Below are 19,377 nucleotides of genomic sequence, written 5' to 3' on the forward strand. Positions count from 1 at the left end.
GTCAAACCTCGATCGTTTTCGGTCGGCGGCGTTCGAACCACATGACGATCATCAGGCGCGTCACGAAAATCGCCGTGAAGACCGAGGTCAGGATACCCAGGCCCAATGTGATGGCAAAGCCGCGCACCGGCCCGCTGCCCATGGCAAACAGGATCACGGCGGTAATGAAGGTGGTCACGTTCGCGTCCAGAATTGCCGAAAGCGCCCGCTCATAGCCCAGTTCGATTGCCCGTGCCGGGCCTTTGGCGGATTTGAGCTCTTCGCGGATGCGTTCGAAAATCAGCACGTTGGCGTCCACCGCCATACCGACCGTCAGCACGATCCCGGCGATACCCGGCAGGGTCAGCGTGGCCCCGATCAGGGACAGCAAGCCGAAAATCAGCCCCACGTTGATCAGCAGCGCGATATTGGCAAAGATCCCAAACAGACCATAGCTGAGCGCCATGAACGTCAGCACCGCGACAAAAGCCACGATGGTGGCCACCTTGCCCGCGTCGATGCTGTCTTGTCCCAGTTCGGGACCGATGGTGCGTTCTTCGAGAAACTCCAGCCCCGCCGGCAGCGCCCCGGCGCGCAACAGCACCGCAAGGTTGGTGCTGTCTTCGACGGTGAAATTGCCGGTGATGATGCCGGACCCGCCCGGGATGTGGCTTTGGATCACCGGGGCCGAGATCACCTCGTCATCCAGAACGATTGCAAAAGGGGCGCCGATATTGTCGCGCGTGTAATCGCCGAATTTCCGGGCACCCGAGGTGTTGAACCGGAAACTCACGGCCGGTCGGCCGTTCTGGTCAAACGAAGGTTGCGCATCGACAAGTTCTTCGCCGGTCACGACCGGGGCGGATTCTATCGTGTAGAACACGCCGTTTTCATCAATCGACGGCACGAGCTTTTCACCGATGCCTGGCACTGCATCCGGGTCGGTACCCCGCGACACGACCGGGTTAAAGGTCAGCTGGGCGGTTGTCCCGATGATGTCCTTCAACTCACCCGCGCTGCCGATCCCCGGCACCTGGATCAGGATGCGGTCTGCGCCCTGACGCTGAATCGTGGGTTCGCGCGTGCCGACCTCGTCGATCCGGCGCCGCACGATCTCAAGCGACTGGCGCACGGTACGGTCGTCAGAGGCCAGTTTTTCGGCCTCGGACAGCTGTACGATGATCGTGTCCCCGTCTGCGCGCGCTTCGATATCCGTGGCGCCGACGCCGGTCAGGGTTTGCACCTGGCGGGCCAGGCCGCGCACAACCTCCAGCGCGCGGGGCATCCCCTCGGGCTGGCTGATGCGGATGCGAATCTCGTCGGGGGCCGAATCCTGTTTGCGGATCGTCCCCACGGTCGCGCGTTCATCGCGCAAGACATCGCGGATTTCGGGCCACATGGCCTCCATCCGGGATTCATAGACATCACCGACCTGAACCTCGGCCAGCAGGTGCGCCCCGCCCCTCAGATCAAGGCCGAGGTTGACCAGCGAAGACGGCAACCAGGTCGGCCATTCACCGGCCTGTGCCTGCATCTCGGGCGTGTCATTGCCCAGTTCGATCGCGGCCTTGGCGTCCTTGGACTGCTCGACGCGCGTATAAAACACATTCGGCAGGGCCATCAGCAGGCCGATCACACAGACCGACCAGATCAGAACCCGCTTCCAGGTATCAATTTGCAGCATTACCCTGCCTTTTCCGAAGGTTATACGGCGAAGTTATTTCGCGGGTTCGGTTTTGCTCAGAACCTGTGCAATGGTCGACTTGACCACGCGAACCTTCACACCTTCGGCAATCTCGACTTCGACCTCGCTGTCGCCTTCCTTGACTTTGGACACTTTGCCGATCACGCCGCCCTGGGTCACGATCTGATCGCCCCGGCGTACGGCCTCGACCATGGCCTGATGTTCCTTCATCTTTTTCTGCTGCGGACGGATCAGCAGGAAGTACATGATCGCGAAAATCAGGATGAGCGGGAGAAACTGGGCGATTGCGCCACCTTCCATGGGATATTCCTTTGCTTTGGTCTTGCGGAGGTGCACCGCAGAATTGCCGGGAACCTATGCTTTGGACTGACCGTTTGCAAGCAGAGCCAGCAGCCCTTGTCGGACCGATGTCATCGCCACCCATGCGATTGACCGATCCCGTACCAGTTATGGCCTATGCACATCGGCTGACTTGGCTATAGTCGGCACATAGGAGGACGAATGACCAGGCTTCTCAAACCTTTCCAGTCGTTACAGGTTTTGGCGCTGGCGGCCGCCCTGTTCATGGCCTGCGCGCTGGCGGCCGGGGCACAGGATCTGTCCGGCGAACAGCCCGAGAACGAGCCCCAAACCTCTGAGGTTTTCGAAGCCCCTGTCATCGTGGACGGCGAAACCCTGTTTGTCGTGCGCGGCTCCAGCGCCCTGCCCGGTCCCGAGCGGGCCGAACGCATTCAATCCGCCATCGTTGACATCGCGACATCCTCACAGGACGCCGATGTGACAATCACCTTCCGCGACTCGGAACTGGGGACCGAGATTTTGGCGGATGGCAAACGTATTTCCGTGGTGACCGAGGCCGACGCCGAGCTTGAACAGACGGGCATCGCGGTGCTGAGCGCGATGCAGGGTGACGCAATCCGCGAATCGATCATCGCCTACCGCGCCAACCGAACGGACGAGGCGCGGGTATCCAGCGCGATCGAGGCCGGGGCCTGGACCCTGGCCTTTGTTGTGTTCGTCGTGGTCATACTGTGGCTGCACCGCAGGATCAGGCGCAGGACGCTTTTGGTCGTCAAACGCTATTTGAAGGACGTTGAAAACGCGACCGCCAAAAGTGTTCAGGCCGAAGCGATTGCGGCCCTCATCCGGTATGGCCTGAACTTTGTGCTGCTGGTCATCTTTTTTCTGGGCATCTACTATTACCTGTCCTTCGTCCTGCTGGCCTTTGCCGAAACCCGTTATTTCGCACAGCTTCTGCTGACATACCTGACGCAGCCGGTATTGCAGATTTTCAAGGGCATCCTCAGCTATTTGCCGAACCTGATCATGCTGGGCCTGATCACCTGGGTGACGCTTTACATCATCAAGGGAATGCGGGTGTTCTTTGACGCGGTCGAGGCCGGTTCGTTCGAGATCGGCGATTTCGAACGCCACTGGGTCAATCCGACGTTCAACATCGCGCGCGTGGTCGTCATCCTGATCGCGCTTGTATTTGCCGTGCCCTATATCCCCGGATCGGATTCAGCCGCGTTCCAGGGGCTGACTATTCTGGTTGGTGCAATGCTGTCGCTTGGGGCCAATTCAGTGGTCAGCAACATGCTGGCAGGGTTGTTCGTCATCTATCGTCGGTCGACCTCGATCGGGGATCGTATCCAGATCGGCGAACATGTCGGCGATGTCATTCAAATCAAGCTGATGGAGACCCATCTGAAATCCATCAAGAACGAGCTGGTTTCGATCCCCAATGCGCAGTTGATGAATTCCGATGTCATCAATTTCTCGAAAAAGATCGATGGCAGCGGCCTTCTTCTGCACACGACGGTCGGCATCGGGTATGAGGAACCCCCCGCAAAGATCGAGGCCATGTTGATCGAAGCCGTCCGCCGCACCAAGGGGTTGAAGGCCAAACCTGATCCCTTTGTGCTGTGGACCGCCCTGGCCGATTACGCAATCAACTATCAGGTGAATGCGTTTACCACGCGCGGCAGCTCGATCCCGCGAATCAAGTCGGATCTTCACCGCAATATCGTTGCCGTCTTCAACGAGAACAAAGTTCAGATCATGACGCCGTCCTATGTCGCCGATCCGCCGGACCCAAAGATCGCTGACGACGGTTGGGATGGAAAGCTGGCACAGGGTGCATCGCAGGAAGCAGATAGCTGACGCAAATCGGACGGCCGGTGCTACACCCTGCCCGCGAGATGGTGCATAAGCGATTTCAGTGATTCACCGATCAAGGATCTGACCCATGCACGACATCCGCGCCATACGCGAAAACCCCGACGCCTTTGACGCGGCCCTTGCGCGCCGCGGAGACGCGCCGGTGTCGTCGGACCTGTTGCGGCTGGACGAAAGCCGCCGGTCCAAGATCCTGGCCGCCGAAACCGCGCAGGCCGAACAGAACAAGGCATCCAAAGAGGTCGGCGCCGCCAAGGCGCGCGGCGACGAGGCCGAATTCGAACGCCTGCGCGCGCTGGTATCCGAGAAAAAGGCCGAGATCGCCCGCATGCAGACCGAGGCCAAAGACCTTGACGCGCTTTTGACGGACAAGTTGGCGCGCATCGCCAACCTGCCTGCCGAGGACGTGCCGGAAGGTGCCGATGAGGCCGACAATGTCGAGGTCAACCGCTGGGGCACGCCAAAAGACCTGGGGTTTGAGGCCAGGGAGCATTACGAAATCCCCGCCGTCGCGGCGGCGATGGATTTCGAAACCGCAGCCAAGACCAGCGGCAGCCGGTTTGTGAACCTGTCAAAGGGCGTGGCCCGCATTCACCGGGCGCTGGCCCAGTTCATGCTGGACACGCATACCGACAAGAACGGCCTGACTGAAATGCAGACCCCGGTTCTGGTGCGTGACGAGGCGATGTACGGCACGGACAAGCTGCCGAAATTCGGCGATGACAGCTATCAGACCACCAATGGCTGGTGGCTGATCCCGACCTCTGAGGTCACGCTGACCTATTCGGTCGCGGGCGACATATTGGACGAGGCCACCCTGCCCATCCGCATGACAGCCCACACCGTCTGTTTCCGCTCCGAAGCGGGCAGCGCCGGCAAGGACACGGCGGGGATGCTGCGCCAGCACCAGTTCGAAAAGGTCGAAATGGTCTCGGTCACGCATCCGGACAGTTCCGATGACGAACAAAAACGCATGCTGCGCTGTGCAGAAGACCTGCTGGAGCAGTTGGGCATCCCCTATCGGACCGTCATTCTGTGCACTGGCGACATGGGCTTTGGCGCCCGCCGGACCTATGACATCGAGGCCTGGCTGCCCGGTCAGGATGCCTATCGCGAAATCAGTTCGGTTTCGACCACGGGTGCGTTCCAGGCGCGCCGGATGAACGCACGGTTCCGCCCCGAAGGCGGCGGCAAACCGGAATATGTGCATACGCTCAACGGGTCGGGTCTTGCGGTCGGGCGCTGTCTGATCGCCGTGTTGGAAAACGGCCAGAACGCGGATGGCACCGTAACGCTGCCGGACGTTCTGTCACCTTACCTGGCCGGCAGGCTGACCCTGCAATTGGACGGCACTCTGAGCTAACAAAAAACCAGCGGCCAATGGGCGCGCTGGTTTTCACGGATACCGGGGCGAAGCAGTTTCTTACTTCTTCGCCTTTTTCTTGTCCTTCTTCTTTTTGGCGTCCTTTTTCTTGGACTTCTTGTCTTTTTTGTCCTTCTTGGACTTGGATTTCACCTTCTCTTTCGCTTTCGAGAAGACGGCCTCCATCTCTTTCTTTTTCTTCGCTGCCTTTTCGGCCTTGGCCTTTGCCTTGGCTTTCTTTTTGGCCTTGGCTTCGGCTTCTGCCTTTTCTGCGGCCGCCTTTTCTGCGGCGGCTTTTTCTGCTGCCGCCTTAACCGCTGCCGCCTTTTCCGCGGCCGCCTTGCGTTTGGCCGCAGCCGCCCGGGCAGAGGTCGACGCTGTCGCGGGTTTGCGGGCGGCCGGTTTCCGGGTCGCGGGCTTGCGCGCAGGGGACCGCCGTGCAGGTTTCCGCGCTGCGGGTTTGCCCGCCACGGTTTCCTTTGCTGCCGCAATCAAGGCCGTTGCTGTTGCTGCGCCGATACGGGGAACCTTGACCAGTTGGGCAGGCGTCGCCTTGGCAATGTCGTCTGCGGTCTTGAAGCCGTTGGCAACCAACAATTTTCCAAGCGCTTCACCTACACCGCGAACGTCGGTAACTGGGGTCATTTCTGGTCCTTTCGATATCGCTCAAGCACAATGTATATACCTGGCATATACAGCAAAGCAAGCCGTTCCGGTTGCCTAACCACTGTGGGCCGGTTCAGCCAGGCGGGGTTTTGGGGGAAAGGGAACCAGGCGCTTGGCGTCTTCATCCCACAGTTTCAGGTTCAACGCGGCCACGGCCTCGGGGAATTTGATCCGCCGCGGCGTGTATTCCGGCGGCAGGTTATAATGACAGGCCCGCAGCCGATAGGACGGAATACGCGCGTTGTAATGATGGATATCGTGCAAGGTGATGCAGGCCACCGCAGTATCGAACCACCACCCGAAATCCAACGCCGACGACCCTTCAAGCGCCGCGGTCCTTGGGTCCAGCTCGGGGCGTCGATCCCAGTACGTATCTTCGAAATTATGTTGCAGATAGACCAGGAAAACGCCCAGCATCCCGCCCAGCAATGAAAAGACGAGCCAGACCAGAATTCCGGTGGTTCCGGCGATCAGGTACAACAGGCCCAGAAACACGGCAATTGACAGGTTGTGCAGCAACACCCCGCCCACACCGAACCTGACCGTGTTCTTTGGCCACCGGTAACGGATGAAATAGGTAAACAGCGCACCGGCGGGAACCAATACGAAAGGATTGCGATACATCCTGTAAAACAGGCGCGTCTTCCAATCGGCGGTCTGCCATTCCCTGAGGGTCATGGTGTGGATCTCACCGGTTTCCCGGTGATCCAGGTTGCCGATACCTGCGTGATGCAGGTTGTGGTTCTGTTTCATCACCTCGAACGGGGCAAAGGTGAACGGCGACAACCCGTGACCGGCCAACTCGTTCTGGGCGCGCGTTTCAAACAGCGAGTGATGCCCGCAATCATGCTGAAGCACGTATAGGCGCACCGCCGAAAACGCAAAAACGATCCCGGCCGGTATCATGATGTACCAGCGATCGACATAGGAAATCGCAAGTGCCAGCGACGTGAAATACGCCGCGAAGGTTCCAAAATAGCTTAGCGCGGCCAGCCTGTTGTCCTGCACCGCATACTGTCTTGTGTATTCTCTCAGATCCATCCAGCCCGCTCCTCAACGATGGTCCGGCCAGCCCTTGTCTGGACCAAATTGCAGATCACGTGCAACACGACCGCGACACCCACGCGAGACATACCCACGCGCGACTGATGCAGCGCGCAGGCAAATGCTAGCGCGATGCCGGGCGCGTGTCACGCCCCCGGCTGTAAAACGCTGAAAATTGGCGCAGTTATACCCTGCCCTTGAGGTGTTTGGCCAATGCACCGGCATTTTTCTTGCGCCGGCCTTTGTACGGGTTCTTGTCCCCCTGGCCACGCAATGTCAGGCGGATGGGCGTGCCGGGCATGTCGAAATCTTCGCGCAGGCCATTGACCAGATAGCGCGAGTAGCTTTCGGGCATCTTGTCGGGGTGCGAACACATGACGACAAACCCCGGCGGACGGGTCTTGGCCTGGGTCATATAGCGCAGCTTGATCCGGCGTCCCTGCGGGGCTGGCGGCGGGTGCTGTTCCAGCATTGCAGTCAGCCAACGGTTCAACGCAGCCGTCGTCACCCGGCGGTTCCAGACATCATGGGCGCGCAAAATGGCGGCGCGCAAACGCTCCAGCCCCCGGCCCGTCTTGGCCGAAACCGTGATCAGGGGCGCGCCGCGCAGTTGCGGCAGAAGCCGTTCAAACGACTCCTTGAGGTCGCGCAGCTTTTCTTGCTTGTCTTCCTCGATATCCCATTTGTTGACAGCGACCACCACGGCGCGGCCTTCGCGCTCGGCCAGATCGGCGATGCGCAGGTCCTGTTGCTCGAACGGAATGGCGGCATCCAGCAGCACCACGACAACCTCGGCGAATTTTACCGCGCGCAACCCGTCCGAGACCGACAGCTTTTCCAGCTTTTCCTGAACCTTGGCCTTTTTGCGCATTCCGGCCGTGTCGAAAATGCGCATCGGGGTGCTGTTCCCGTCGGGGTCGGCCCAGTCCAGCCGCAGGCTGATTGCGTCGCGGGTGATCCCGGCTTCGGGGCCGGTCAACAGCCGGTCCTCGCCCATGATCTTGTTGATCAGCGTCGACTTGCCCGCGTTCGGGCGGCCCACAACGGCCACCTGCAACGGCTTGGCCGCTGTGATCAGCGGGGCCTGCCCGTCATGTTCCTCGTCAAGCTCGACATCCGTTTCGGGGGTGTCGTCCACGGCCCTTTCCGCCGCTGCATCCGCCAGCGGCATAAGCTGCGCGTAAAGGTCCGTCATGCCTTCGCCATGTTCACCGGACAGGCGCACCGGCTCGCCCAGGCCCAGGTTGTATGCCTCCAGCACGCCAGCATCGGCCGCGTTCCCCTCGGCCTTGTTGGCCGCCAGGATCACGTGTTTCGAGCGTTTGCGCAGGATCTCGGCGAACATTTCGTCGGTTGGCGTCACCCCGACGCGCGCGTCAATCATGAACAGGCAGACATCGGCCATGTCCACGGCACGCTCGGTCAGGCGGCGCATACGCCCCTGCAGGCTGTCATCGGTTGCGTCCTCAAGCCCGGCCGTGTCGATCACGGTAAAGCGCAGGTCACCCAGGCGCCCTTCGCCCTCGCGCAGGTCACGCGTCACGCCCGGCTGATCGTCGACCAATGCCAGACGTTTGCCCACTAGGCGATTGAACAGTGTGGATTTGCCCACATTCGGGCGCCCCACGATGGCGAGGGTCAGCGACATGATACCAAACTTTCAAGACTCAAGATGCGCCCTTTAGCGCATCTTGCGGTCAACGGAAAGCGTGCAGATTGCCTTTGGTCGACACGACATACAAGGTCTGGCCCGCCACGACCGGTGCCGTGGTCGCCCCGCCCGCGATTTCGACGCGGTGCAACAGGGTGCCGTCGACGGGGTTGTAAAAGCGGACATAGCCATCATTGGAGGCCACGACGATGCGACCACCGGCCAGGATCGGTCCGTAATGGGCAAAGATCGGACCACGCCGTCCGGGACGGTCCTTGACGAAACCAGGCAGATCATGTGCCCACACGACCGAGCCGTCAGCCGCGTCCAGACGCACCAGCTGGCTGCGGTCGCTGACAACAAATACGCTGTTGCCCGCAGGCCAGACCGTATCAATTGCGCCTTCTCCGGCGGTCCAGTCACGTTCGCCAGATGTTGCGTCAAAGGCGACGGTCCGGCCGGAATGGTTGCCGATATAGATCGTGTTGCCCGACACAATCGGCCCGCCGGTGACGTCCACGATCTGGGCCGAAGCGCGCCCGCGACGCCCCCCTGCGACCGATGCGTTCCAGCGGCGAATGCCGCCCTTGCGGAACGTCGCCGCGATGTCGCCCGAACCGAATGCAAAAACCGCCAGGTCCGATGCCAGGACCGGCGCTGGCGCACCCAGAACGTTGCCCACGCTAGGCGTGGCCTCGATCTGCCAGGCGATCCGGCCATCCTTGGCATCCACGGCCCAGCCCGTGTCATCGCCGGCGACCAGATACAACAGCCCGTCGCTGACCAGCGGGGCGCCGCTGCCGGTCGCGCTGAGTTTCTTTTGCCATTTCACCACACCGGTCTTTGCGTCCAGCGCGGTCAGCCGCCCAAACCCGGACGAGACATAAAGAACGCCGTCGGCATAGGCCAGGCCGCCGCCGGTCGCTTCGGCTTCCTTGTCGGTGGCGGGAATCAGGTCGGTGCTCCACGCGACCTGCCCCGCCGTGGACACGGCGGAAACCGTCGCTGCGGAATCGAGCGTATAGATCAGGCCACCGGCCACCACCGGATCGGCCGTAATTCTTTGCTTGCGGCTGTCACCGCGCCCGATCGAGGCCGACCAGATCTGGCGGGGGGCGGCACTCAGCGCCGGGTTCGTGGTGCGGAACGCCTCGGTTCCGGGGCTTTGCGACCAATTGGCATTCTGGCTCTGGGCCGGAAGGCTGATGGGTTTGGACCCGCTTGTTTCAACGGTTTCGGAATCCTCGGCCGGGCGAATGTCCTCGCGGGCCCCGGGCAAGATGACCTCGGGTTCCTGGCACGCGCTCAGGGTCATCACAACAAGTGCCGCTGCCGGCATCCCCAAGCGGGAAATATTACGTTTTACCATGGAATTCCGAACTCGCCTGTCATGAACCTTTGTATTGCCGCGCCGTCGTCAGCCCTGCTGCGCCGCAACCGGCTCTGGCTCGCCGCCCAGGGCAACGATAAGCTGCGCGGCGCGCTGTTGCAGATCAACGCTGGCCTCGGCATCCTGCCGCAACGCCTGCAAACGGTCCAGCGCGGCCTGCGTGTCGCCTTGTGAAATATCAATCAGCGCCAATTGTTCCTGCGCCAGCAAACGCAGCGGCGCACCCGGAACCGCCAGCGCCTCGAATTGTTGGCGCCTGTCGGCGACCGGCAGGTCTTCACCCTGGATCAAAAGGGATTTGAACGCGGCAATTGCCCGGTAGATCTCGGGCAGATCCCCCTGAACCGCAACCGCACCCAGGTGATCCACCGCCGCGGCCTCTGCGTCAGAGTTTTGCTGGGCCGACGCGATCAGCATGTTCAGAACCGCTTCGCCGCCGACCGACTCGGCCTGAACACTTTCCAGGCCCGCGGCGCGCGCCGAAGGTTCGTTTTGCGCAAGCGCAGACAGAATCGCATCGCCCAGCGCTTCGGCCTGCCCGGTATCGCGGGCCTTGCGATATTCGTTGAACGCCGCGCCACCGACAATAATCAGCACGGCCAGCACACCAACCCAGCCCCACCGGCGCAAAAGCAGGTACAACCTGTCGCGTCGCACCTCTTCGGTGACTTCATCAATGAAACTGTCAGCGTCGCTCATTCTTGCCCCCAAGGCGTTGTTTTCGGTGCCACAGATGCTGGGCCGTCTAGCGCCATGTCATACCCCGGCGCCACCGGCAAGCCAAGGGTCCGAATTTGCCCAATCGCGCCGGATTGGCGGGGCCTTGCGAAAAAATACATTCCGAACTATTCAGTTCAGTATGGAAAAATGGCGCAGCTGCCCCCATGTCAGGACCTGCGCACCTATTTATTATTTGGTCAAAGTTAAGGGAGAGACAAGGCATGCGGGTGATTTCGCTCATCAATGCACTGTTGGTCGTTGTCGCGTTGTATTTCTTGGTATTCGAACGCGATGCCTTGTTCGCATTTGCCGGGCGCGGTGATTCCGATGCCCAAGCGGCGACCGCTGCGCAAGACGACGCCTCGCCCACGCAGGACCAGCCGCAAGGCGTCGGCGTCGTTGCCTATCGTTCAACCGCGCGCGAGATTGACAGCGCCGTGGTTCTGCGCGGCCAGACCAAGGCGAACCGCCAGGTCGAAGTGCTGGCGGAAACCACCTCGACCGTGGTGTCGGACCCCAAGCGCAAAGGCGCATTTGTCGAGGCGGGCGACCTGCTGTGCGAGCTTGATCCCGGCACCCGCCACGCCAGCCTGGCCGAAGCGCTGGCCGGCAAGCTTGAGGCCGAAAGCCGCGGCCCCGAGGCCGAAGCCCGCCTGGAAGAGGCGCATGCGCTTGTCGCCGAAGCCGAAATCAACCTGAAAGCCGCGCAGAAACTGTTCAAATCGGGGTTCGGCTCGGAAACTCAGCGCATCTCCAGCGAGGCCGCGATGAGCTCGGCGCAGGCTGGCATCAAGTCCGCCGAGGCCGGGTTGGAGGCGACCCAGGCAGGTATCGAAGCCGCCGCCGCCGAGGTCGCAGCCGCCCAGCGCGAGCTTGACCGCCTGACCATCGAGGCCCCGTTCAGGGGGCTTTTGGAAAGTGATACCGCGGAACTGGGCAGCCTGATGCTGCCGGGGTCCCTGTGCGCGACGGTGATCCAGCTTGACCCGATCAAGCTGGTTGGTTTCGTGCCTGAAACCGAAGTGAACCGAATTATCGTTGGCACAATGGCGTCTGCTCAGTTGGTCACCGGCCTGCATGTCGAAGGCCGCGTCACCTTCCTGAGCCGCTCGGCGGATGAAACGACCCGCACATTCGAGGTCGAGATCACCGTGCCGAACCCGGAACTTCTGATCCGTGATGGCCAGACCGCGAATATTCAGATCGCCGCCGAGGGCGCAAAGGCGCATCTGCTGCCGCAATCGGCCTTGACCCTGAATAATGACGGTCAGCTTGGCGTGCGCACGGTGGCCGCCGGAAATATCGTTGATTTCGCCCCCGTCCGCCTGTTGCGCGACACCGCGCAGGGCGTATGGGTCGATGGGCTTGCCGAAACGGTCGACGTCATCGTCGTCGGGCAGGAGTTTGTAACGCGCGGCGTTGTCGTCGCGCCGACATACCGGGACATAGCAGAATGACCGGAATTGTCAGCTGGGCCGCCGATCGGGCCCGAATGGTTCTTGCCTTCATCGCGATTTCGCTGGTGATCGGCGGGTTTGCCTATGTCAGCCTTCCCAAAGAGGGCGAGCCGGATATCGAAATCCCCGCCCTGTTCGTTTCCGTCCAGTTCCCCGGCATTTCCGCCGAGGATTCGGAAAATCTGCTGATCAAGCCGATGGAAACCGAATTGGCGGATCTGGACGGTCTCAAGGAAATGACCGCCACCGCCGCCGAAGGGTATGCGGGCCTCGCGATGGAATTCGACTTTGGCTGGGACAAGACCGCGATCACGGCGGATGTCCGCGATGCGATGAACACGGCACAGGCCGATTTCCCGGACGGGGCCGAGCAATATTCGCTGCACGAGATCAATTTCTCGGAATTTCCCATCGTCATCGTCAACCTGACCGGCGCCGTTCCCGAACGCACGATGGCGCGCGTCGCCAAGGACCTGCAGGACGAGCTTGAGGCGCTGGATGCGGTGCTCGAAGCGGGGATCGCGGGCAATCGTGACGAATTGCTCGAAGTGGTGATCGACCCCTTGCGGCTTGAGGCATACAACGTCACCGCGGCCGAGCTGATCAATGTCGTACAGAACAACAACCAGTTGATCGCGGCGGGTGAAGTCGAAACCGCGCAGGGGGCTTTTTCGGTCAAGATCCCTTCGTCGTTCAAGACCACGCAGGATATCTATGGCCTGCCGATCAAGGTGAATGGCGACAGGGTTGTCACCCTCGGAGAGCTGGCCGAGATCAACTATACTTTCGAAGATCGCGAAGGCACCGCCCGGTTTGACGGCGAGCCGACCGTCGCGTTGCAGGTGGTCAAGCGCAAGGGCTTCAACCTGATCGACACAGTCGAGGCCGTAAAGGCCACAATCGCCGCCGCACAGGCCAAATGGCCGCCCGAGTTGCAGGCCGCGGTCGATGTCGGCACGTCCAATGACCAAAGCCGCATTGTCGGCTCGATGGTCAGTCAGCTTGAAGGCTCGGTTCTGACCGCCGTTGCGCTTGTGATGATCGTGGTTCTGGCCTCGTTGGGGTCGCGCGCGGCGCTGCTTGTCGGCTTTGCCATCCCCACCTCGTTCCTGCTGTGCTTTGCCTTCCTGGCAATGATGGGCGTCAGCATTTCCAATATCGTGATGTTCGGCCTGATCCTGGCCGTCGGGATGCTGGTCGATGGTGCCATCGTCGTCGTGGAATACGCCGACAAGCGCATCAAAGAAGGCGTCGGGCCCATGCACGCCTATGTCGAGGCCGCGCAGCGGATGTTCTGGCCCATCGTTTCGTCCACGGCGACGACCTTGTGCGCCTTTCTTCCCATGCTGTTCTGGCCCGGCGTTCCGGGCGAGTTCATGGGGATGTTGCCGGTCACGCTGATCTTCGTTCTGTCGGCTTCGCTGATCGTCGCGCTGATCTACCTGCCAGTGATGGGCGGCGTGTCGGGACGCCTCAGCCGGGTTTTCGATCGCACCTCGACCTGGCTGCGTGCGCGCACCGCCTGGTGGGTACGCGTGCTGCTGGTGCCGCCGTCGCTTTACCTGATTTTCCTGGGCGCCATGCAGACGCTCAACCCGTCCTACCTGCTGCCCGCCGGGGTTTCCGGTGGCTCGGTCATTGGCGCCGCGATGTTCCTGGCAGGTGCCTTTGCCGGGTCCGTGACCCTGAGCGCGGCCAAGATCGAACGCGCGCCGGACACCCATGTGCATACGGTCAAGGAACACACTCCGTTCGGGTATTTCATCAAGTTCCTCGTCGGCAACCCGATCATGCCGATCGTTTCGATCGTTGCGGTCGGGTTCGCCGTGATGACCGTGATGTCCGCTTATGGCAACAACAATCGCGGCGTCGAATTCTTTGTCGAAAGCGAACCGGAACAGGCCACCGCCTATGTGCGGGCGCGGGGCAACCTGTCGCTGGCGGAAAAGGACGCAATCGTCCTGGCGGCGGAACAGGTCATCCGGGCCCATCCCGCCGTCATCAACGTTTTCGCCTTTGCCGGTGAGGGCGGGCTGACGCAGAATACCGGTGGCGCGCAGGCCCCCGCCGACACTGTCGGTCGCGTCCAGTTCGAGATCATCCCGTGGGAGGACCGCCCGACCGTGACGGAACCCGTCGCGGGGGGACGTCTTGAACGGCATACGGTGGCCCCTGAATATGATGGCGACTTTGTTCTGGAACAGCTTGGCGCGCAACTGGCCGAATTGCCGGGCATCGTTGTCGAGGTCCAGGCGCTGGAACAGGGTCCGGCCTCGGCCAAGCCGGTCCATCTGCGGATCAAGGGCGACGCCTGGGGCGACCTGACCAGCGCCACCACTGTCGCGCGTGCGGCTTTTGAGGCGACGCCGGGCCTGATCAAGGTCGAGGACACCCTGCCCCTGCCCGGCATCGACTGGCAAATCGACGTCGATGTCGCAAAGGCCGGGCGCTTTGGCGCGGATGTGGCGACAGTCGGGGCCATGGTGCAATTGGTCACCCGCGGCATCCTGCTGGGCGAAATGCGCCCCGACGGCACCGACGAAGAGATCGAGATCCGCGTGCGCCTGCCCGAGGATGATCGGGTCCTGTCAACGCTGGATACGCTGAAAGTCCGCACCACGGACGGGCTTGTGCCGCTGTCCAACTTCGTGACGCGACAACCGGTAAAGAAACTGGCGCAGATCAACCGGATCGATCAGGAAAGGTATTATGACGTCAAGGCGGATGTCGAATCCGGGCTGAGCAAGGTTGTGGTCAATGCGCCGGATGGCGGCGAAACACGACTTGCCATCGTCCGTGACTGGTCCGATGGCGGTGACGCGGCAGCCACGGGAACGCAGGTGTCCGGCCCAGACGGCAAGGTCTATGAACTGGTGCAACTGACCGGGGCCGGATCAATCGACGAGGTGACGGACGCCATTGATGGCAATGATGCGCGGATCACACTTATCAACCCCAACGAACGGATCGCCGTTTTGACCGAATGGCTGGATACCGGCCCCTTTGCCAGCTCGATCAGTTGGGAATGGACCGGCGACCAGGAAGACCAGGCCGAAAGCCAGGCGTTCCTGTCCAGCGCCTTTCTGGCGGCGCTGGGGTTGATGTTCGTGATCCTGCTGGCGCAGTTCAACTCGTTCTACAACTCGGTGCTGGTGCTGCTGGCGGTGGTTCTGTCCACGACTGGGGTGCTGATCGGCATGATGGTCATGCAACAGCCCTTCTCGATCATCATGACCGGGACCGGCATCGTGGCGCTGGCCGGTATCGTGGTGAACAACAATATCGTCCTGATTGACACCTACCAGGAATACAGCCGCTATATGCCCAGGATCGACGCCATCGTCCGCACGGCCGAGGCGCGGATACGTCCCGTCCTGCTGACCACCCTGACGACCATGGCGGGCCTGACCCCGATGATGTTCGGCCTGACGCTGGATTTCATCAACGGCGGCTATTCCATCGACAGCCCAACCGCCCTGTGGTGGAAACAGCTGGCAACGGCGGTGGTCTTTGGCCTGGGCATCGCGACGGTTCTGACCCTGATCGTAACGCCATCCTTCCTGGCGCTGCGGGTCTGGGTCTCGACCTATACGATCTGGCTGGGCAAGGCGCTGGCACGGGCCACCGCCGGACGATCCAGCCAAATTGCGCAGGACATGGCCATCGGGAAATCCGCGCGCCAGATGCAGGCGACCGAAATCGTCTGGGACGAAGATCGCCCGGCCAAAAGCGACCCGGACACCGCGGACGAGACCGGCTCGGACCACCCGCCGGGGCATCCCCTGAAGGCGGCCGAGTAAAACCGGCACGCCCGCGGGACGCGACCAAGGGCCAAGACACCAACCCCGGTGCCCCCCCGACGCGGCGAACCCGCGTCAGGCCGCGTCGGTGTCGGACTGCTGGCGGCTCCAGAGCTGGGCGTAACGCCCTTCGCGCAGCAACAGGTCGTCATGGGTGCCCTGCTCGATGATCTCGCCGCTTTCCAGCACCACGATCTTGTCGGCTTCGGCAATCGTGCTGAGGCGATGCGCGATGGTGATCACCGTGCGCCCCTCTCCGGCGCGGGCCAGGGCGTCCTTGATGTCGCGTTCGGTTTCGGTATCGAGGGCCGAGGTCGCCTCGTCCAGCAACAGGATTGGCGGGTTCTTCAGCAAGGTCCGGGCAATCCCGACGCGCTGCTTCTCGCCACCGGACAGTTTCAGCCCGCGCTCCCCGACACGGGTGTCATACCCTTCGGGCAAGGCAACGATAAAGTCATGTATCTGCGCCGCCTTGGCTGCCGACTCGACATCGCTTTGGGTGGCGCCTTCGCGCCCATAAGCGATGTTATAGCGGATCGTGTCGTTGAACAGGACGGTATCCTGCGGCACGACACCTATGGCCGCGTGCAAGCTGGTCTGCGTGACGTCCCGGACATCCTGCCCGTCAATCTTCAACGCGCCGCTTGTGACATCGTAGAACCGGAACAACAGGCGCCCGATCGTGGATTTCCCTGAACCGGTGGCCCCGACGATGGCGACAGTCTGCCCGGCGGGAACATGCAAGGTTACCCCCTTGAGGATCTCACGGTCCGGGTCATAGCCAAAGCGCACATCCTCCAGCGTCACATCCCCGCCCTGAACGCGCAGATCGCGCGCACCGGCCTTGTCGTTCACCTCGGATGGCTGTTCAAGCAGCTGGAACATCTGCCCCATATCCACCAGCGACTGCCTGATTTCCCGGTAGACCGTTCCAAGAAAGTTCAGCGGAACGGTAATCTGGATCATATAGGCATTGACCATCACGAAATCGCCGACGGTCAGGGTGCCCTGTTGCACGCCGAACGCCGCAAGGACCATGACGCCGATCAGCCCCCCCGTGATCAGAAACGACTGACCGAAATTCAGGAAGGCCAGCGAATAGCTCGTCTTGAGGGCGGCCAGCGCATAGGCCTTCATCGACACGTCATAACGACGCGCCTCGCGCTCTTCGGCGTTGAAATACTTGACAGTTTCAAAGTTCAAAAGGCTGTCGATCGCGCGCTGATTGGCCTCGTTGTCCTGGTCGTTCATCTCACGGCGCAGCTTGACCCGCCATTCGGTCACCGCGAAGGTGAACCAGATATACAGCACGATGGTCGCCGCGACGATGACCAGGTACCAGATGTCGAACAGCCACATCAGGATGACCGCCACCAGCACCAGTTCAAGAATAAGCGGGGCGATAGAGAACAGCAGAAAGCGCAGCAGGAAAGCCACGCCTTTCACGCCGCGCTCGATGATGCGGCTCAGCCCCCCGGTGCGGCGGGTGATGTGATAGCGCATCGACAGCCGGTGAATATGCTGGAACGTCTCCAACGCAAGCGCCCGCAAGGCCCGCTGTCCGACGGGGGCGAATAACGCATCGCGCAATTGCTGCAACCCCACGGTCATCAGCCGCGCCATGCCATAGGCGACGGTCAGACCGACCGCACCCAGCGCCAGCGGCGGAACCCCTTCCCCGGCCAGCGTGTCCACTGCGCCCTTGTACAAAATGGGCGTGTAAACGGCGATCAGCTTGGCCAGCACAAGCATGGTCATCGCCAGCACGACGCGGCGTTTTACCCACGGTTCGTCATCCGGCCAAAGATACGGGGAAACCTTGCGTATGGTCAGCCAGCCTGACCGCCGTTCGTCGGTTGCGGTCACTTCCTCGGAACTCATCTGCTCTGACGGTCTCCTTACGTGTCGCGATTTTGGCCCCGGCACCGCGCGCCCCCATGTCCCGTGGGCCACGGGGGCGGCAGGCAGCCTATTCAGGGATGGTAAACACCTGTCCGGGATAGATCAGGTCCGGATTGCGGATCAGGCCGCGGTTGGCTTCGAACAGCTTTACATACAGCACGCCATCGCCAAACCGATCCCGCGAAATGGCCCACAAAGTATCGCCTTTCTGTACGGTAACGGACCGGATGGGCGCCGTCGTTTCTGCGCCTTGCGCATCGCTGCCGGCCTCGGCCGCTTGCAACAGTTCCACCGGTTCGCGCTTGAACGGCGTTTCAAGACGGCTGACAACCGTGCCGTCGGTATCCACCTCGTCGACGCGCAGGGTATAGACACCCGGCTCGACCCCTTCGACTTCTCCGCGCCAGTTGCCACCATCCTGCGGAGTGACCTCGCCGACCAGGCGGTTGTCGAGGTAAAGCCTGATGGTCGCGCCATCCTTGACCCGGCCCGTCAATTGAACCTCGCCTGTATCCGAATACCCGATCGTATCCAGCGCAACCTGATCCGGGGCAGCGCTTTGCCCTGACGGAGGTTGCACCAGCTCTACGCCCTCTTCGCCCGAGCGCAGCACGGCAATCTGCTGATCCTCGTCCCCCGTCGCGGTCGCATCACCCGACCCGGTATCGGCCACCTGCTGCTCTGCTTCGCCCTCGGGCGTGTCTGTGCCGCCCTGGGCGGTATCGCCTTCGCCACCTGCGTCAGCCTCGGATGCGGCGGGCGCAGCACTGGCCACCTGATCGGCGGCCTCTTCGGCGGCCGGTTTGGGCAGCGCGGCGATCAGGTAATCATCGGATGACGCGCTTTGTTCACCATCGGAGTTTTCCAGAACCAACCCGCGCGCAGTCTCGCTGAACGGGATCGTCACAAATTCGGCGAACTGCCCGCTGTCATCGACCTCAAAACTGTGAACCGGCTCGCCGTCCAGCAGCACCCTGATCTGGCTGCCCGGTGCGGCCTTGCCCGACAACAATGCGTTGCCGTCCTTTTCGACGAATATCTGGTCAAGCACCGGCGGTGCAACCGATGCCATCCCCTGCGCATCCGCGGGTTCGCCGGTCGCATCCGCAGGCTCGTCAGGCACATCCGCTTGGGCCGTATCCGCAGGCGCCGCGCCTGTCGTCTGACCCGCCTCGGCATCACCTGTTTCAGGCACCGCCTCTACGGCCTGCGGGGTATCCGCGTCCGCAACCTCGGTCTGCTGGTCCCCGGTCGTCGCCTGGGCATCTGCCTCGGACGTCTGTTCGGTTTGCTCCTGCACGTCCGCGACGTGCCCGGATTCACCACCCGAATTGCCACTCAGATAGAGCCACCCGGCCCCGAACAGGGCAACAACACCGGCAATCACCCCCCAGATGAAAGTCCCGGACCTTCCGTTTCCCGACTTGGCGTTCATTCTTTTCCTTTCACTCCGCCACGCAAATGCTTTGACTTCCAAGCATTCCTGCGGACAGTTGAGCCAATCTATCAACCCCGCTATCAC

General features: G+C 61.8%; 13 protein-coding genes. 4 read left to right on the forward strand and 9 right to left on the reverse strand.

Annotated elements, in window-relative coordinates:
- Nucleotide 1 precedes the first annotated feature (1 nt).
- Both secD and yajC read right to left on the reverse strand, forming a co-directional pair.
- Complete coding sequence (secD, locus tag ACXAG8_RS02890) at nt 2-1,663, reverse strand: protein translocase subunit SecD (protein WP_475221981.1); 1,662 nt, start codon at nt 1,661-1,663, stop codon at nt 2-4.
- Nucleotides 1,664-1,696: 33 nt separating this feature from the next.
- Nucleotides 1,697-1,984: a preprotein translocase subunit YajC gene (yajC, locus tag ACXAG8_RS02895; protein ID WP_475221982.1), complete on the reverse strand. Its 288-nt coding sequence runs from the start codon at nt 1,982-1,984 to the stop codon at nt 1,697-1,699.
- Between the two features lie 201 nt (nt 1,985-2,185).
- On the opposite strand from yajC, the gene ACXAG8_RS02900 reads away from it, so the two are divergent.
- The gene (locus ACXAG8_RS02900; protein WP_475221983.1) at nt 2,186-3,847 is read left to right on the forward strand and encodes a mechanosensitive ion channel family protein; all 1,662 of its coding nucleotides are present in this window, start codon (nt 2,186-2,188) and stop codon (nt 3,845-3,847) included.
- A gap of 85 nt (nt 3,848-3,932) precedes the next feature.
- On the forward strand, nt 3,933-5,225 hold the full coding sequence (serS, locus tag ACXAG8_RS02905) for a serine--tRNA ligase (RefSeq protein ID WP_475221985.1): 1,293 nt from the start codon (nt 3,933-3,935) through the stop codon (nt 5,223-5,225).
- A gap of 60 nt (nt 5,226-5,285) precedes the next feature.
- Here the strand turns inward: serS and ACXAG8_RS02910 are convergent, their stop codons facing one another.
- The 5 genes from ACXAG8_RS02910 to ACXAG8_RS02930 form a co-directional block, all read right to left on the reverse strand.
- Entirely contained in the window at nt 5,286-5,870 is a 585-nt protein-coding gene (locus ACXAG8_RS02910; protein WP_475221987.1) for a helix-hairpin-helix domain-containing protein, read from the reverse strand.
- Nucleotides 5,871-5,945: 75 nt separating this feature from the next.
- Nucleotides 5,946-6,932 carry a fatty acid desaturase gene (locus ACXAG8_RS02915; RefSeq protein ID WP_475221989.1) on the reverse strand — a complete coding sequence of 329 codons (987 nt, stop codon included), beginning with the start codon at nt 6,930-6,932 and terminating at the stop codon, nt 5,946-5,948.
- Between the two features lie 187 nt (nt 6,933-7,119).
- The gene (der, locus tag ACXAG8_RS02920; protein ID WP_475221991.1) at nt 7,120-8,583 is read right to left on the reverse strand and encodes a ribosome biogenesis GTPase Der; all 1,464 of its coding nucleotides are present in this window, start codon (nt 8,581-8,583) and stop codon (nt 7,120-7,122) included.
- Between the two features lie 49 nt (nt 8,584-8,632).
- A complete protein-coding gene (locus ACXAG8_RS02925; protein ID WP_475221992.1) occupies nt 8,633-9,955 on the reverse strand; it encodes a PQQ-like beta-propeller repeat protein in 1,323 nt (440 codons plus the stop codon).
- Between the two features lie 48 nt (nt 9,956-10,003).
- Complete coding sequence (locus ACXAG8_RS02930) at nt 10,004-10,675, reverse strand: hypothetical protein (RefSeq protein ID WP_475221994.1); 672 nt, start codon at nt 10,673-10,675, stop codon at nt 10,004-10,006.
- Between the two features lie 242 nt (nt 10,676-10,917).
- Between ACXAG8_RS02930 and ACXAG8_RS02935 the strand changes: the two genes are divergently transcribed.
- Together ACXAG8_RS02935 and ACXAG8_RS02940 are read left to right on the forward strand one after the other, a co-directional pair.
- Nucleotides 10,918-12,153, forward strand: coding sequence for an efflux RND transporter periplasmic adaptor subunit (locus tag ACXAG8_RS02935; protein WP_475221996.1), 1,236 nt, complete (start codon nt 10,918-10,920; stop codon nt 12,151-12,153).
- Nucleotides 12,150-15,953 (forward strand): efflux RND transporter permease subunit, encoded by a 3,804-nt coding sequence (locus ACXAG8_RS02940; RefSeq protein WP_475221998.1) that lies wholly within the window; start codon nt 12,150-12,152, stop codon nt 15,951-15,953. The genes ACXAG8_RS02935 and ACXAG8_RS02940 overlap by 4 nt, the downstream gene beginning before the upstream one ends.
- A gap of 75 nt (nt 15,954-16,028) precedes the next feature.
- On the opposite strand, the gene ACXAG8_RS02945 is transcribed toward ACXAG8_RS02940, so the two are convergent.
- Nucleotides 16,029-17,834, reverse strand: coding sequence for an ABCB family ABC transporter ATP-binding protein/permease (locus tag ACXAG8_RS02945; protein WP_475222000.1), 1,806 nt, complete (start codon nt 17,832-17,834; stop codon nt 16,029-16,031).
- An 88-nt stretch (nt 17,835-17,922) separates the two neighbouring features.
- Nucleotides 17,923-19,290, reverse strand: coding sequence for a LysM peptidoglycan-binding domain-containing protein (locus tag ACXAG8_RS02950; RefSeq protein ID WP_475222001.1), 1,368 nt, complete (start codon nt 19,288-19,290; stop codon nt 17,923-17,925).
- Nucleotides 19,291-19,377 lie beyond the last annotated feature (87 nt).

Source organism: Ruegeria sp. ABD4_443 (genome assembly GCF_056160865.1).

Coding starts and splice junctions, on each gene's coding strand:
- ACXAG8_RS02935 (WP_475221996.1), top strand. CDS start 10,918: ATGCGGGTGATTTCGCTCATCAATGCACTGTTGGTCGTTGTCGCGTTG.
- ACXAG8_RS02915 (WP_475221989.1), bottom strand. CDS start 6,932: ATGGATCTGAGAGAATACACAAGACAGTATGCGGTGCAGGACAACAGG.
- ACXAG8_RS02940 (WP_475221998.1), top strand. CDS start 12,150: ATGACCGGAATTGTCAGCTGGGCCGCCGATCGGGCCCGAATGGTTCTT.
- secD (WP_475221981.1), bottom strand. CDS start 1,663: ATGCTGCAAATTGATACCTGGAAGCGGGTTCTGATCTGGTCGGTCTGT.
- yajC (WP_475221982.1), bottom strand. CDS start 1,984: ATGGAAGGTGGCGCAATCGCCCAGTTTCTCCCGCTCATCCTGATTTTC.
- der (WP_475221991.1), bottom strand. CDS start 8,583: ATGTCGCTGACCCTCGCCATCGTGGGGCGCCCGAATGTGGGCAAATCC.
- ACXAG8_RS02900 (WP_475221983.1), top strand. CDS start 2,186: ATGACCAGGCTTCTCAAACCTTTCCAGTCGTTACAGGTTTTGGCGCTG.
- serS (WP_475221985.1), top strand. CDS start 3,933: ATGCACGACATCCGCGCCATACGCGAAAACCCCGACGCCTTTGACGCG.
- ACXAG8_RS02925 (WP_475221992.1), bottom strand. CDS start 9,955: ATGGTAAAACGTAATATTTCCCGCTTGGGGATGCCGGCAGCGGCACTT.
- ACXAG8_RS02910 (WP_475221987.1), bottom strand. CDS start 5,870: ATGACCCCAGTTACCGACGTTCGCGGTGTAGGTGAAGCGCTTGGAAAA.
- ACXAG8_RS02945 (WP_475222000.1), bottom strand. CDS start 17,834: ATGAGTTCCGAGGAAGTGACCGCAACCGACGAACGGCGGTCAGGCTGG.
- ACXAG8_RS02950 (WP_475222001.1), bottom strand. CDS start 19,290: ATGAACGCCAAGTCGGGAAACGGAAGGTCCGGGACTTTCATCTGGGGG.
- ACXAG8_RS02930 (WP_475221994.1), bottom strand. CDS start 10,675: ATGAGCGACGCTGACAGTTTCATTGATGAAGTCACCGAAGAGGTGCGA.